Annotated in this window: 14 protein-coding genes; 4 read left to right on the plus strand and 10 right to left on the minus strand. The window is 59.1% G+C overall.

All coding sequences use genetic code 11. The features are described 5' to 3' along the window. Positions 1–149: 149 nt before the first annotated feature. The 6 genes from VL129_RS02440 to VL129_RS02465 all read right to left on the minus strand — a co-directional run bounded on the left by VL129_RS02440 (position 150) and on the right by VL129_RS02465 (position 6,574). On the minus strand, positions 150–458 hold the full coding sequence (locus VL129_RS02440) for a hypothetical protein (protein WP_325409703.1): 309 nt from the start codon (positions 456–458) through the stop codon (positions 150–152). Between the two features lie 58 nt (positions 459–516). Beyond that, positions 517–2,445: an AAA family ATPase gene (locus VL129_RS02445; RefSeq protein ID WP_325409705.1), complete on the minus strand. Its 1,929-nt coding sequence runs from the start codon at positions 2,443–2,445 to the stop codon at positions 517–519. Positions 2,446–2,545: 100 nt separating this feature from the next. Beyond that, positions 2,546–3,589: a hypothetical protein gene (locus VL129_RS02450; protein ID WP_325409707.1), complete on the minus strand. Its 1,044-nt coding sequence runs from the start codon at positions 3,587–3,589 to the stop codon at positions 2,546–2,548. A 203-nt stretch (positions 3,590–3,792) separates the two neighbouring features. Next, complete coding sequence (locus VL129_RS02455; protein ID WP_325409709.1) at positions 3,793–5,307, minus strand: transposase; 1,515 nt, start codon at positions 5,305–5,307, stop codon at positions 3,793–3,795. A 512-nt stretch (positions 5,308–5,819) separates the two neighbouring features. After that, positions 5,820–6,293, minus strand: coding sequence for a hypothetical protein (locus VL129_RS02460; RefSeq protein WP_325409711.1), 474 nt, complete (start codon positions 6,291–6,293; stop codon positions 5,820–5,822). After that, on the minus strand, positions 6,293–6,574 hold the full coding sequence (locus VL129_RS02465; protein WP_325409713.1) for an ECs_2282 family putative zinc-binding protein: 282 nt from the start codon (positions 6,572–6,574) through the stop codon (positions 6,293–6,295). Before VL129_RS02465 ends, VL129_RS02460 begins: the two co-directional genes overlap by 1 nt. 228 nt (positions 6,575–6,802) lie before the next feature. Between VL129_RS02465 and VL129_RS02470 the strand changes: the two genes are divergently transcribed. Then, positions 6,803–7,768: an integron integrase gene (locus VL129_RS02470; protein WP_325409715.1), complete on the plus strand. Its 966-nt coding sequence runs from the start codon at positions 6,803–6,805 to the stop codon at positions 7,766–7,768. 212 nt (positions 7,769–7,980) lie between these two features. On the opposite strand, the gene hda is transcribed toward VL129_RS02470, so the two are convergent. After that, on the minus strand, positions 7,981–8,685 hold the full coding sequence (hda, locus tag VL129_RS02475) for a DnaA regulatory inactivator Hda (RefSeq protein WP_325409716.1): 705 nt from the start codon (positions 8,683–8,685) through the stop codon (positions 7,981–7,983). Positions 8,686–8,802: 117 nt separating this feature from the next. Beyond that, positions 8,803–9,831, minus strand: coding sequence for a DUF2066 domain-containing protein (locus tag VL129_RS02480; RefSeq protein ID WP_325409718.1), 1,029 nt, complete (start codon positions 9,829–9,831; stop codon positions 8,803–8,805). 193 nt (positions 9,832–10,024) lie between these two features. Here VL129_RS02480 and purM point away from each other — a divergent pair, with 193 nt between their 5' ends. From purM to VL129_RS02495, 3 genes are read left to right on the plus strand one after another with little or no spacing between them, the layout of a single operon-like run. Then, entirely contained in the window at positions 10,025–11,083 is a 1,059-nt protein-coding gene (gene purM / locus VL129_RS02485; RefSeq protein WP_325409720.1) for a phosphoribosylformylglycinamidine cyclo-ligase, read from the plus strand. Then, positions 11,083–11,733: a phosphoribosylglycinamide formyltransferase gene (gene purN, locus VL129_RS02490; RefSeq protein WP_325409722.1), complete on the plus strand. Its 651-nt coding sequence runs from the start codon at positions 11,083–11,085 to the stop codon at positions 11,731–11,733. Before purM ends, purN begins: the two co-directional genes overlap by 1 nt. Before the next feature lie 47 nt (positions 11,734–11,780). Beyond that, positions 11,781–12,491 carry a DUF3108 domain-containing protein gene (locus VL129_RS02495; RefSeq protein WP_325409724.1) on the plus strand — a complete coding sequence of 237 codons (711 nt, stop codon included), beginning with the start codon at positions 11,781–11,783 and terminating at the stop codon, positions 12,489–12,491. A gap of 339 nt (positions 12,492–12,830) precedes the next feature. On the opposite strand, the gene VL129_RS02500 is transcribed toward VL129_RS02495, so the two are convergent. Both VL129_RS02500 and mazG read right to left on the minus strand, forming a co-directional pair. Next, a complete protein-coding gene (locus tag VL129_RS02500) occupies positions 12,831–13,373 on the minus strand; it encodes a DUF2058 domain-containing protein (RefSeq protein ID WP_325409726.1) in 543 nt (180 codons plus the stop codon). Positions 13,374–13,411: 38 nt separating this feature from the next. After that, positions 13,412–14,242: a nucleoside triphosphate pyrophosphohydrolase gene (mazG, locus tag VL129_RS02505; protein WP_325409728.1), complete on the minus strand. Its 831-nt coding sequence runs from the start codon at positions 14,240–14,242 to the stop codon at positions 13,412–13,414. Positions 14,243–14,255: the final 13 nt, after the last annotated feature.

Genomic DNA, 14,255 nt, shown 5'->3' on the forward strand with positions numbered 1-14,255 from the left:
CAGGAACAGCTCCTTGCGGGTCTGCTTGCGCTTGCCGGCGTACTCGGCGTCGGCGAAGGTCATCTGCTTCATCGGAAAGCTCGGGCGGGTGAAGTCGACGGATTTTGCCAAATCAGGGAGTCTTTTTCAGAGTTTCCTTAAGCGTCTTGTTAGCCATGCTCACTTCTAAACAACCTCCAAGCGATAGCTTCTAAATCCCCTTTACCTCCAACTATGAGCTCGCCGGATTCATTCTTTATTTCGTAATCAACTTGAATTCCACCTATGCTAGCCGCCCCATCAAGACCTAAGAGCAACGTATAGAATGCGTCACCAAGAACCTCTTCGATCATAGGCTTAAAGCGCTGAATATCTGAATCGCTTAGACCTAGCATTGAAGCCTTCATGGTCAGATACTCGTCGTTTAGGTAGACGCCCATTTCGTCTTTCCATGCTTTCGCGAATGCTTCGGCGTTCACAGTTCTCTTCGTCACGGCTAACGTCTCAATCAGCCGCTGCGTCTGCAGTCGGCTGCATTTACTTGTTAGCTTCTAGTAGTTTTGGAGAAAGAAGACTATCAACTAACTCCTGTAACGTTGTGGACTTTAAGCCTGCATTCCATGCAGATTCCAGTGCGCGAGAAACAGCTAGAGGATTTTTCTTTAATCCACCTGCATTCCCATAATATAAAGCAGCTTGATCTTCATGCGTCTTCCAGTTCTCACCAAACTCTGGGCCGACAGTATTCGTGATATTTGTCTTCCACATTCTCAAGTTAGGCTTTCTAATATCTGCTTGAGGCCAGTTTTCTGATGCATCGTGACCTAACAAGTATAAGATTGCCGCATTATCTTTTTTATGCTTATTGACTTCATCTTCTCTCGTTTTGTCTGTATCAGCGTCACAGACGACGAATACTTCAATTTTCAATAACTTTGCTATAGCCAAAGGCTTTAGCAATTCATTTTTTCCACCCACAGGAATAATGTGATAACCAGAACGTCTAAAATCTGAGAGCCTACCCATAAGCTGAATGTAGGAGGTTAAATAGGCAACATCCTCTATACCTTCAACCAAGATTAGCTTTCGACTAAAAAACATTTCGCTGATTTCTGGCCGTAAAGTAGGGTATAGCTTTGCAATCATTCCCGTTTCTTTAACCGCCTTTTCACCAGCATCGGTAAGTTCCTTTGCCAGTTCAGCATAAGTTAGCGAAGTAACATTTGAGCAGGATGGAGAACCTAACTCCTTCACCAAACGAACGTTGTGAAAGTCATCCCCCGGGATAAAGTACGGACTATGTGAACAAACAATTATTTGTGAATTTTCATTGGCTAAATCTTGCAAAACCTCAGACAAGTAACGTGCTTGTGGAGGGTGTTGATATAGTTCAGGTTCTTCAATTGCCATCACAAGGGTCGGCGCATTCCCATCATCTATATCAGCTAGCTCTTGTAAAAGGGTCAGAAGATATGATCTTTGCATGCCATGACCAAAGCGAGCCAGCTCACTTTCGAATCCCTTCTCACCTATTTGAATATGGGCAAGCGGCTCTTCTATCTTGATTGATTTTTCTGCATCATTCTTCCAAAGAACCTTTGCCGTTGCACTAGGATTTGACCACAGCTTTAACTTACTTTCCAGAGATTCAGAAATAGTCGAAAGGACACTCTGTTCCTCCTCCAGCATTGCTTGATAGCTTTTCCTTAAACCATCTCTAAGGCCTGATACTTTTTCTGAGAAGTTAACTTTTGCCCGAATTGCTCTTGAAAGCAGTTGTCCAAGAGCTGAGTTCTTACTTTCCTCCGCCTCTTCAGAAAAATCCTTAGATGCTGACACAAAAACCCATTGCAAGTGAGGCGCAAGTCGGTTAGCCCCTTTAGATACACCATAGAACTGATCTTCACTTGGAATTAAATTACATTTCTCAGGGTGCGATGATTCAAACTCATTAAGTGAACTAGCCATATCGGCTTTTGCGGTAGCTTTTTTGATATCCGGCCATTTTGACTGTAAATCTGCGAAAATTTGCTTTAATTCGGAGGCAGATTGTTTAGCCTTTTCAGCTTCGAACCATACTTTGAATTCACTCATTCCAAGGCGGTTACCAAATTGCTTCACTTCTGCTCTTTCAGTGCCTTCGTCAAACTCTGCCTTGGCTGTGACAACTAAACGTTCTTGCCGAACATAATCAGAAAGATCCTGTTTAGCCTGATCAGATAGGTCTTTAAATGTGACCGTTATTGAGATTGGTTCCTTCACATTTTTATGGTGAAAATCGTCAATCGAAAGCTTGCTTAAATCAGTTTTACTGTCCTTGTACTGACGGAAGAATACGTTAAGTGCATTCATTACCGTGGATTTGCCGGAACCATTTGGCCCAACGAAACAGCTGTAATTATCAAAGAATATTGTTTCGTCCTTGAAAGTTCGGAAGTTCTGTATTCGTACTGACTCTATCTTCATTCTCGATCCTTGATATGGAGGCTAACGCTGCGCGTAACCGGCAGCGAAAAGTGGCAAAACGCAGCGGCGCCGCTTTTCGCTGTCCGGGTTGACGCGCTTGTTAGGGTGCATTTGTCGTGAGCCAATAGAACACCAGTGCCGCAACTAGCGATGCTGTTGCAGCGACAAACCAAGACAATAACGTTGGCCAGACTCTGGCAAAAAATGACGGCCTTTCCACTTCCATTTGCACGGTGGCATTGGGAATAAACTTTGCGTGCAACCAAAGAAGCGCAGCCAATAGAGCGAAGACAGCGATAGCGAATAGGGCCCGCTCGGTCCATTTCGTGATGCTAGGCATTACCACCAACATCGCAACGAAAATTGCCTGATTTAAGTTCAGGCCAAACTTCTTGTATGTCGTAATTAAAGTACTTTGATTTCTCTTGATTAGGGCTGCGACGGATTCGGCCTTTCCAATAACCCAGGATTCCTGGACGCCTTGAACGCGGACTTCATTGGCCCCAAAAGCGTTTAGTTCTACTACGACAAGCCGATTTATTCCGTGTGCCTCTGGCTCTTGGATCACTACTTTCAGATATTTCAAAGGCCCCAGAGACTTGGTGTCTTGAAGAAAATCTTCGGCATACTTGGTCACTTCACTTCCTCGGGCATTGAACGTGACAATCAATCTGCCACTCACAAAGTCCTGCTGCATATGCTGAAGAAGCTGTGTCACGTCCTCTGAAAATAAACGCACCGCGCCAAGCGAGATGTTTCTTGTATATAGCTGTTCAGGTACTCCAGCGCCCGTTCTCGCCTGTGGTGCTTTTACAGCGATATCGTGAGGAAATGCTTCGAATGTTCCCCCGGTCCCAAGAGCGGTGGTCCACGTGCCTCGCAGGTTTCCTTCAGGTGTTAGCTTGGCCTCGATCGCAAGATCGCCAAGTTCAACGCCTTCGGCGTCCTTCGCTGGTTCTCCGGTAGCTCGTAGCGTCTCTTCGTCGAAGGTTCCTTGGATTTCGTAAACGGCAAGGCCGAACGCGTTATCCATGAACCGAAGCGTCCCGCCTACATCAGGCCCCTGCTTTTCAAACTCTATAAAGAGATTGCCGGTATTGGTTCCGTAAACCCGGCCAGCCCACAGCTTTCCGACGTTGGCCACTCCTATCCCTCCCTTTGCACCCTAACGAAGGTGTAGAAAAACCCAAAAAACACCCGCCCCTTCGGCGCTCGCGGCACTTTTTCCAAGTGACTGACCAAGGATCGGGGCATGGTTTTTCTGGGGTTGTTTATGTTGTGTGGACCGGCCGGTAGCCGAAATCGAGTCGCTGGAGCGCATCAAGGGCATTCTCTGAGGGTTCTGGCTCATGTCCAGGCTCCGCGATTGGCCAGTTTCTCGATGTTGTGCGTCATGCAGTAGAGCTTCCATTGCCCATCGACTTTCTGTCGTCCGCGCAGGCTGAAGCGATCCAGACGCTTGTTGTGGCGCAGGTTGCCGAACACTGGCTCCACGGTCGCAAAGCGGCGGGTGATCATCGTGCGGCCGGCGTCGCTGTCGATGCGGCGGCGCATACGCGTCAGGGCATCGTCCCGCTCGGTCTTCGGCAGGAAGAACGCCACCTGGCGCGCAGCAGTCTTTTCCGGTGTGCGCAGGCACCGCTTGCGTTGCAGGCAACTGAGGCAGTCGCGCAGCGCGCCCTTGAACTTGATCGCCGGCTGGCCCTTGATCAGGCAGTGGCTGCCGTTGCCATACAGCTGCTTGCCCGCCGGGCAGATGCAGGTCTTGTGCTGGGCATCGAAGTGGAAGTCGGCCGGGGTGTAGCAGCGGCTGCTGACCCGCTTCGGACGCTTGTCCCAGAGCGGGTCGGGCTTTGCGGTGTGGTGTTCCTGGCCGGCGTAGCGCGGGTCGCGCTTGCGGTAGCCGTTGTCGGGGATGAAGGCGGTAATGCCCGCAGCCTCCAGATGTTCCAGCGCCTGGCGGCTGTGGTAGCCGGCATCGGCGGTGTAGCAGGTGTCGGCGCCGCGCAGCGCGTGCGTGGCGTCGATGACGGGTTCGAGCAGCGCCTGTTCCGAGCCGGTGCCATGTGCCTGGGCGTCGACGATGATCTGCGCCTTCTCGTCCACGGCGGCGACACCGGTGTAGCCCTGGATCACGCCCTTGCCGGTGGCCATCTTGGCCGATTCGTTATCGGTGCGGTTGGACAGGTTGATCCGTCCCTTGGCGCCTTTGCGATCCTCGGGGTGCTCGTTGAGCCAGGCGCGCAGCTGACGGGCATCGGCCTGCAGACGCTCAAGCCGGCGCGCGGAACGCTGGGCCTCGTCCTCGGGTTGCTTGTCGCACTGGCGCTGGCGTTCGATCATCGCCTGCGCCGCCTTTTCCATCTTCTCGGCCTGGCGCAGGAAGTCGGCGCGGGTGCCGCTGCGCGACTTGCTGGCGTTGCTCGGCAGCTTGACCCCGTCGATGGCGAACATCTCCCGCCCGATCAGGCCCTGACGGTCACAGACCGCGAGTACCTGGGCAAACAGCTTGGCGGCCAGCTCGCCCATGCTGGAGACGAACTGGGCCAGCGTGGTGAAGTGCGGCTGGCTGTCGCCGGAGACGGCCATGAACAGCACATGGTCGCGGCAGGCGGCCTCCATCTGGCGGCTGCTGATGATGCCGCGGCTGTAGGCCAGCAGGACGATTTTCAGGAGTACCGCTGGATCGTAGGCGGGGGCGCCTTCTAGGCTGTTGCGGTAACGCGCGTGGAAGTCGGACAGGTCCAGTTCGTGATCGACCAGATAACACAGGGCGTGCTCGAACGTGCCGGGCAGCAGCTGCTTGTCGAAGTCGATGGGCAGAAGCTTGAGTCCCTTGTGAACGGTCTTGAACCGAGGCATCACCCTGCGCCTCCCTGCGATTTGAATGGGTGCGAGCGTATCAGTCGCTGAAAAGGCTGGCAGTAGGTTTTTCTACAGCCTCAACGATTAAGCTAAGGGGCAGGCTTCAGCCTGTCCCAGCGAACGAAGTGAGCGATTTGAGCGCATTGTTAGGTTTCATTGCACGCCCCGCTTTGAACCAATGTGTTTTGCTCCGGTATCTATCAAGAAGAATGCAGAGATAGGTAGCGATAGCCAAAATAGGATTGGACTCCAGAACATGCCGAAGGCTAGCCATGGTAGCAGATCAACGCCACCTGCCGAACACGGGGCGAGGTCTTTAATATTTCCTTGGCAGTTGAAGTAATGATAGGAAAAAACGCCCAGCTTCCAGAAGATGAAAAGTAGGACTGGGGGAATTACTACCAATGTGTATTTAGTCATCCATGTCATGCTGGAACCTAACGCCCGCATTTGCGGCTGGTTTGGAGCGCAGCGGAAAACCAGTCCGACAACATGCGCTTGTTACGTGTTTAGAGTGTTGGATAAGACAACTTTTCATTGTGAGATTGAGCATCGTCTTCCCAAATTAGCCGAACGACGTGTTTACGTTTTGTCTGCATGTGAACTGCTGCGATAAGTTCGACTGACTGATGCCTTTCCAAGCTTTCCATTGGGAATTTATCAGCGACTTCAGAATCAATTACCACATCATTTCCCTCGGGGAACTCTATTTTCACGTTTCTTGCAGTTGATGAGCCTTTATTCCATATCTTTAAACGATATTTACTGCTACCTAGTTTGATGAAAGATGCTCCAAGGTCGGCTCTTTTTTCTTTTAATGAATCCTCATTTTCTTTTTCCAAGAGAAGATTATTTAGCTTCTCTTGGCTTTCAACGAGTGATTTCTGCTTCTTGTTGAAGCTGACCGTTTGCCACGTTGCATAACTCGATAAGAGAAATGCCAAACCAGCAATAATGTCGCCCGCATCAATGGCCACTGGCATTATTTAATCCTGATATTTTTGCTACCGGAAAATGCCTTTTTTAAAGACTTGCGAAGCTCATCAGCGATATCTTTTGTAACTTCTTTTTTGATTTCAGAAAGATGCTCATCAATGTTTTCACTATTCTCTTGAATTAGCTCTTCTTTACTGAACTCTCGCTCGCATGAGGCGCAGGTCATTATCTGAATAGTTTCGTCTACCCCTTCATCATATGAAAAATCAGAACATCCACATGTCGGGCATAGCAGCCTTACACTTCTGTTGTATTTATCAGGGTTCATCCTGGCTCTCCAATTTATGAGGACACGTAACAGTGATTAGATGGAATCCATGCTAACGAATAACAGTGGATTCCGTATAACTCCGCATTCGATCCTCCCCGCAAAAGGACGATCCCCTTTTAAATCAATCAGTTGCCTTCGCCCTCACCCGCCACCCCGTATTCGCTTGACTGCCGTCTAACCCTCGCCTAAACCACTGTACATAAATACAGCCCCTCTGGAGCCGACATGGACAGCCCTGCTCCCCAGCCCCGCCTTCGCGAACAGTTCGAGGCGGTGATGCGCCTGCACCACTACAGCATTCGCACGGAGCGCACCTACTGGTACTGGATTCGCTTTTTCATCCGTTTCCACCGCATGCGCCATCCGCGCGAGATGGGCCCGCTGGAGGTCAATGCCTTTCTCAGCTGGCTGGCCACGCACCGTCAGGTGGCGGCGGCGACGCAGAACCTGGCGCTGAATGCGCTGGTGTTCCTGTATGCGAAGGTGCTGCTGCAGCCGCTCGGTGAGATTGGCGAGGTGGTGCGCGTCAAACGGCCTGCGCGGCTTCCTCCGGTGCTGACCCATGCGGAGGCCACGGAGATCATCGGCCTGCTGGGTCAGCCGCATCGCCTGCTGGCTTCGTTGATGTACGGCGCCGGGCTTCGCGTGGTGGAGGCCACGCGCCTGCGCATCAAGGATGTGGATTTCGATCGGCAGATCATCACCGTTCGCGACGGCAAGGGGGCCAAGGACCGCACCACCCTGCTCCCGGCCTCGCTGATCGAACCGCTGGCGGAGCGCAAGCAGCGGATGCTGCAGGCGTGGCAGCGTGGCGATCCCTTCTATCAGGCGGGCTTCAGCCTGCCCTTTGCCCTGGCACGAAAGTATCCCGGCGCGCCGCGCGCGTTCGAATGGCAATGGCTCTTCCCATCCGCCAACCTGTGCCAGGACGCGACCGGCACGGCCGTGCGGCACCATATCCATGAGTCTTCGGTGCAGAAGGCCGTGAAGCTGGCGGTGCGCCGTTCCTCGGTACGCAAACCGGCCAGTTGCCACACCTTCCGCCATACCTTCGCGACCGAGCTGCTGTTGCGCGGCAGCGATATCCGTACGGTGCAGACCCTGCTTGGTCACGCCGATGTGCGTACCACGCAGATCTACACCCATGTGCTGGGGCAAGGGTTTGCCGGGGTGCGCAGTCCGCTGGGCTGAATGGGCGGGCACGCTACCGCCCTCCCCTGATGATGGAGATTCCGTTCTCGTGGGCAGGCGCAGGCGCGCCGATTTGCTGGGCAGCATAAGGCGATGTGCCAGTAGAGCCAAGGACTGGAGTGATGGCTTGTGGCTGGGTGGGCGCCGAGGCTAAAGCTCGCGAACAAGTTCGCTCCCACGGGGAGGGGGTGGCTGTGGGGCTTAGGGGCTGTTTACCAGCCGAGCGTTTCCTTGAGGAACGGGATGGTCAGCTTGCGCTGGGCCTGCAGGGAGGCCTGGTCGAGTTGTTCGAGGAGGTCGAACAGGGCGCTCATGCTGCGCGCGCCGCGGGTGAGGATGAAGCGGCCGACCTCGTCGGTGAGGTGCAGGCCGCGGCGCGAGGCGCGCAGTTGCAGGGCGCGCAGCTTGTCTTCGTCGGAGAGTTCCTGCAGCTGGAACACCAGCGACAGCGACAGGCGCGATTGCAGGTCGGGCAGTTGGATGCCTAGCTCGCGGGGCGAGGCGCTGGCGGCCAGCAGCAGGCGTCGGCCGGCGTCGCGCAGGCGATTGAACAGGTGGAACAGGGCTTCTTCCCAGTCGGCCCGGCCGGCGATGGCGTCCAGGTCGTCGAGGCAGACCAGTTCGTACTGTTCGAGGTTGTCCAGCAGTTCCGGGCCCAGCGTCACGACTTCGCCCAGCGGCAGGTAGAGCGCCGGCTCGCCGTGCTGCTCGAAGCGCAGGCAGGCGGCCTGCAGCAGGTGGCTGCGCCCGACGCCGTCATTACCCCACAGGTAGATGAGGTTCTCCGCCCAACCCGCGTCGGCGTCACACAGGCGCTCGACATAGCCGAGGGCCGCCGCGTTCGCGCCGGGGTAGTAGTTGGCGAAGGTGGCGTCGTCACGCAGACGCACACCCAGGGGAAGCTGGACTGGTTTCATGCAGGCCGCTGCAGCAAGGCACTCGGTCGAAAAAACGCGGCCAGTGTATCCCTGCGGCGACGACCCACACAATGCGCGGGCAGATCAAAGAAAATCAAATACTTAGCCAGGCCGGCCCTATTGGAAGTAGAGCGCGTTGTCGCTATACGCCTGGGCCAGGGAGGCACCGGGCTGCGCGGGATCGCTCGCCAGGCGCACCGGCGGCGGCACTTCACGCAGGCGCAGCAGGGCGAGCTGGGCGCGCAGCTGGTCAGGGCTGGCCTGCAGGCGGTAGGTCAGACGCGCGCCCTCAACCTTGCGCAGGCGCGGCTGGAAGGGCTCGAGCAGGCGCTCCAGTTCGGCATAGCGCAGCAGGTCGGCGTGATCGACCACCAGGGTCACCGCCGCGCCCGCTTCGGGACGCATCACGAAACGCGGCGCCAGGGTCTGCTGTACGGCGAGCATCACCGCATCGCTGAGCGCGGCCAGACTGTTGCCGGTGGCCTCGCCCTGCAGCAGGTCCTTGCCCATCCACACCTGCCAGTGGCCCTGCCAGTTGCCCCGGGCCGGTTTGGCCTGCACGGCCAGCAGGGCGTCCACGCCGTAGCGCACGGATACCTTGCGCAGCTCCTGGGCGTCGCGGGCCATCAGTACATTGGGGGTGATCAGCATCTGTTCGGTCAGGTCGGCCAGCGGCAGGCGCAGCGGCAGGCCACGGTGGCGCGCCGCGCTCTGCAGCCATTTGGCGCTTTCCTGGGCGTCGCCGACCAGCTGCGCACCGTCCGGGGTTTCGGTCATCCACCACACCAGCAGCTCGGGTCGGTCGGCGCCCCACAGCGACAGGCCGGCCTCGCGCAGCGCCGCGCCGGTGGTTGCGGGGTCGAAGTCGACCACCAGACTGTTGCCGTCGTAAACGTAGCGGCTGACCAGGCGCTGGGGCGCTTCGCGCAGCGCCAGCAGCTCCGGGCGCGAGCTGGCTTGCGGGTCGCCGGTCAAGCGCAGCACCAGGGTATCCAGGGCTTGTTGCAGGGCCAGCTCGCGTTCGGCCGCCTGCTGGCTGCCCACGGTTTCGCGAACCTGGTAGAGACCGGGAACCGGCGCGGCGAGCGCGTTCAGACTCAGCAGGGACAGACTGCACAGGGCAAGCAGACGGGCGATGACACGCATGTGGGGTTCCCCGAGAAGGCCAAAGGCCATGAGCTGGAAAGTTCCATACCTTAAACAGCCGCTCGACCAGCGGCAACCGCGACGGCTCAGGATAGTCGCTGCCCGGCAAGCCTGCTAAAATCGCGCGCCTTCCCGGACCGCCCCCGATGGCCGGTCGCCTCCCCCGCACTCTCCCCCAGAAGGCCCGGATTTTATGAGCAAGCAACCCTCCATTAGCTACAAGGACGCCGGTGTCGACATCGACGCAGGCGAAGCGCTGGTCGAACGCATCAAGGGCGTGGCCAAACGCACCGCTCGTCCTGAAGTGATGGGCGGCCTGGGTGGCTTCGGCGCCCTGTGCGAAATCCCGGCCGGCTACCGGCAGCCGGTGCTGGTTTCCGGCACCGACGGCGTGGGCACCAAGCTGCGCCTGGCGCTGAACCTGAACAAGCACGACAGCATCGGCCAGGATCTGGTCGCCATGTGCGTCAACGACCTGGTGGTGTGCGGCGCCGAGCCGCTGTTCTTCCTCGACTACTACGCCACCGGCAAGCTGAACGTGGACGTGGCCGCCACCGTGGTCACCGGCATCGGTGCCGGCTGCGAACTGGCCGGCTGCTCGCTGGTCGGCGGTGAAACCGCCGAGATGCCCGGCATGTACGAGGGCGAGGACTACGACCTGGCCGGCTTCTGCGTCGGCGTGGTGGAGAAGTCCGAGATCATCGACGGCTCGAAGGTGGCCGCCGGCGACGCGCTGATCGCCCTGCCCTCCTCCGGCCCGCACTCCAACGGCTATTCGCTGATCCGCAAGATCATCGAAGTCGCCGGCGCCGACATCGAACAGATCCAGCTGGATGGCAAGCCGCTGGCCGACCTGCTGATGGCCCCGACCCGCATCTACGTCAAGCCGCTGCTCAAGCTGATCAAGGACACCGGCGCGGTGAAGGCCATGGCCCACATCACCGGCGGCGGCCTGCTGGAAAACATCCCGCGTGTGCTGCCGGAAGGCACCCAGGCGGTCATCGACGTGGCCAGCTGGATCCGCCCGGCGGTGTTCGACTGGCTGCAGCAGCACGGCAACGTGGACGAAGTGGAGATGCACCGCGTGTTGAACTGCGGCGTGGGCATGGTGATCTGCGTGGCCCAGGACCAGGTCGATGCCGCCCTGGCCAACCTGAAGGCCAGCGGTGAGCAGCCCTTCGTGATCGGCCGTATCGACAGCGCCGCCGAGAGCGCCCCGCGCGTCGTCCTGAACAACCTGAAGCAGCACTGATGAGCACACCCTGCAATGTCGTGGTGCTGATTTCCGGCAGCGGCAGCAACCTGCAGGCGCTGATCGACGACCTGGCCGCCGGGGATACCCCGGCGCGCATCTGCGCGGTGATTTCCAACCGCGCCGATGCCTACGGCCTGGTGCGCGCCGCCAACGCCGGCATTCCCACCCAGGTGCTGGATCACAAGGCCTTCGCCAGCCGCGAGGCGTTCGATGCCGCCCTGCAGGAAGCCATCGATGCCTACGCCCCGGACCTGGTGGTCCTGGCCGGCTTCATGCGCATCCTCACTCCCGCGTTCGTGCGCCACTACCATGGCCGCATGTTCAACATCCATCCCTCGCTGCTGCCCAAGTACAAGGGGCTGGACACCCACAAGCGCGCGCTGGAAGCCGGCGATGCCGAGCACGGCTGCAGCGTGCACTTCGTCACCGAGGAACTCGACGGCGGCGCGCTGGTCGTACAGGCCGCTACCGCCGTGTTGCCGGGCGACACGCCGGAAAGCCTGGCCCTGCGCGTCCACGGTCTGGAACACCGCATCTATCCGCTGGCTGTGCGCTGGTTCGCGGAAGGTCGCTTGCGACTGGAAGGCGACGGGGCAATGCTGGATGGCGAGTCATTGCTCCCGACCGGCAGGCTGATCCGCTCCTGAGGCGCGTTCCAGCCGATGGCGGCCGGAACCTATCCTGGGAGATTTCGATGGTTCGCACCCTTCTGCTGCTCGCCGCTCTGCTCGTGCCCGCCGCGCATGCCTTCGAGCTGCAACCCTTCTCCGCCAGCTACACCGCCGATTTCAAGAACGCGCCGTTCGCCGGCACCGCCGAGCGCAGCCTGAAGCCCCTGCGCAATGGCGGCTGGGAACTGCGCTTCGAGGCCGCCATGCTGGTGGCCCGCCTCTCCGAACGCAGCCGCTTCCGCGTCGAACAGGGCGCCCTGGTGCCGGTGAGCTACCAGTACTCCCGCAGCGGCATGGGTTCGACCCGCAAGGTGGAGCAGGACTTCGACTGGAGCACCCGGCAGATCCTCGGCATGCGCAAGGGCAAGGCCTATCGCGTGCCGCTGCACCGCGGCCTGCTGGACCGTTCCACCTATCAGTTGGCCCTGCAGCAGGACGTGGCGCGCGGCAAGACCAGCATGACCTATCAGGTGCTGGATGAAACCGAGGTGGAAACCTACGACTTTCGCGTGCTCGGCGAGGAGAACGTGCGCACCCGCGCCGGGCTGATCCGCGCGCTGAAGGTCGAGCGGGTGCGCGACCCGGGGCAGAGCCGCCGCCAGACCACCCTGTGGTTCGCACCGAGCTGGAACTACCTGCTGGTGCGCCTGCACCAGCGCGAGAACGACGGCAAGGAGTACCAGATCATGCTGAAAAGCGGCGAGGTGAATGGCGAGGCGGTGAAGGGGCGCTGAATTGCAGGCGGAGCCCCCTCTCCCCGGCCCTCTCCCGCGAGGGGAGAGGGAGCAATCTGCACGGCGCCGTGTTCCCCCCTCGCCCCTTGCGGGAGAGGGGCTGGGGGAGAGGGGGCGCGCCGTACCGGCGCGATATGGACAAGAGCAACGTTGTCCGCCCTGTGGGGCCGGCTTTACGCCGGCCAGCGGAGTCGAATACCACACGGTCGTTTCGTCCTCACCTCCGTTGGCCGGGATAAACCCGGCCCCACAAGGTGCCCGACAGAACGTAGGGTGGATCACGCCTTACCGATCCACCAAGCGCGCCGCAAGGCGCGCCCTGGCGATCTCACCAGCGCCTTACCACATCAGGTCGTCAGGCACCTGATACGCCGCATACGGATCATCCGGATCGACGTCCTGACTGGTGGGTTCGTTGAGCAGGATGATGCGCTGCGGGTCGCGCTCCCTGATCTTCAGCGCCGCGTCGCGCGGCAGCATTTCGTAGCCGCCGTCGTGGCGCACGATGCCCAGCGAGCCGCGCGAGAGCTTCTCGCGCAGGGCGTCGTTGACCGCCAGGCGCTTGACCTTCTTGCCGTCGACGAAGTTGTAGTAGTCCTCGGTCTTCAGCTTGGGCAGGCGGCTGCTCTCGATCAGCTGCTTGATCTGCGCGGCACGGGCCTTCTGTTCGGCCTTGTGCTGCTGCTGACGGTTCAGCTCCTGGTCGCGCGCCAGCTTCTCGGCATACGCCTGCAGGGCCGCCTGACGCTGCGAATCGTCCTTCTCCACCTGGCCTTTCTTCTCCAGGCGTTCCTGTTTCTGCTTCTGCTTGCCGGCCTGCTTGGCCTGCTTTTCGTTGACCAGCCCGGCCTTGAGCAGCTGGTCGCGAAGGGAAAGACTCATGATTCGACTCGTCGTTGATCGGTTCGTGAAAGGGGCGACTAACCGCAGGAAGCATCCTTCTCGGCCTTCTTGGCCTCGCCCCAGAGCGCATCCAGCTCGGCGAGGGGGCAATTCTCGATGGGCCGGCCGGCTTCCCGCAAGGCCTGCTCGATAAAACGGAAGCGCCGCTCGAACTTCTGGTTCGCGGCACGCAGCGCGTCCTCGGGGTTCACGTCCAGGTGGCGGGCCAGGTTGACCACGGTGAACAGCAGGTCGCCCAGCTCTTCCTTCAGTGCCGCTTCGTCGCCGGTGCTCATGGCTTCCAGCAGCTCGTCCTGCTCCTCGCGCAGCTTGTCGAGGATCGGCAGCGCTTCCGGCCAGTCGAAACCGACCCGCGCGGCGCGCTTCTGCAGCTTGGCGGCACGGCTCAGCGCCGGCAGCACGGTCGGCACATCGTCCAGCAGCGACAGCTGTTCGGGCGCGGCGGCCTTCTCGGCACGCTCCTCGGCCTTGATCTGCTCCCAGCGCTCCTTGATGGCCGCCTCGTCCAGGCGCGGCAGGTCGGGCGAGCCGTACAGGTCGCCGTCCGGGAACACATGCGGATGCCGACGCACCAGCTTGCGGGTGATGGCGTCCACCACCTCGGGGAAACCAAAGCGCCCTTCCTCGCCGGCCAGTTGGCAGTAATAGACCACCTGGAACAGCAGGTCGCCCAGCTCGCCGGGCAGGTGTGCGAAGTCGCCGCGCTCAATGGCGTCGGCCACTTCGTAGGCTTCCTCGAGGGTGTGCGGCACGATGCTGCGAAAGTCCTGCCGCAGGTCCCACGGGCAACCACGCTGCGGGTCGCGCAGGCGGGCCATCAGGTGCAGCAGGTCGTCAAGCTGGTACATGGGCTGTTCCCGT

It is taken from the genome of Pseudomonas sp., assembly GCF_035497915.1.
Taxonomy (GTDB): Bacteria; Pseudomonadota; Gammaproteobacteria; order Pseudomonadales; family Pseudomonadaceae; genus Serpens.

Coding starts and splice junctions, on each gene's coding strand:
- VL129_RS02460 (WP_325409711.1), bottom strand. CDS start 6,293: ATGCCAGTGGCCATTGATGCGGGCGACATTATTGCTGGTTTGGCATTT.
- VL129_RS02500 (WP_325409726.1), bottom strand. CDS start 13,373: ATGAGTCTTTCCCTTCGCGACCAGCTGCTCAAGGCCGGGCTGGTCAAC.
- VL129_RS02480 (WP_325409718.1), bottom strand. CDS start 9,831: ATGCGTGTCATCGCCCGTCTGCTTGCCCTGTGCAGTCTGTCCCTGCTG.
- VL129_RS02455 (WP_325409709.1), bottom strand. CDS start 5,307: ATGCCTCGGTTCAAGACCGTTCACAAGGGACTCAAGCTTCTGCCCATC.
- purN (WP_325409722.1), top strand. CDS start 11,083: ATGAGCACACCCTGCAATGTCGTGGTGCTGATTTCCGGCAGCGGCAGC.
- VL129_RS02495 (WP_325409724.1), top strand. CDS start 11,781: ATGGTTCGCACCCTTCTGCTGCTCGCCGCTCTGCTCGTGCCCGCCGCG.
- purM (WP_325409720.1), top strand. CDS start 10,025: ATGAGCAAGCAACCCTCCATTAGCTACAAGGACGCCGGTGTCGACATC.
- mazG (WP_325409728.1), bottom strand. CDS start 14,242: ATGTACCAGCTTGACGACCTGCTGCACCTGATGGCCCGCCTGCGCGAC.
- VL129_RS02445 (WP_325409705.1), bottom strand. CDS start 2,445: ATGAAGATAGAGTCAGTACGAATACAGAACTTCCGAACTTTCAAGGAC.
- hda (WP_325409716.1), bottom strand. CDS start 8,685: ATGAAACCAGTCCAGCTTCCCCTGGGTGTGCGTCTGCGTGACGACGCC.
- VL129_RS02470 (WP_325409715.1), top strand. CDS start 6,803: ATGGACAGCCCTGCTCCCCAGCCCCGCCTTCGCGAACAGTTCGAGGCG.
- VL129_RS02465 (WP_325409713.1), bottom strand. CDS start 6,574: ATGAACCCTGATAAATACAACAGAAGTGTAAGGCTGCTATGCCCGACA.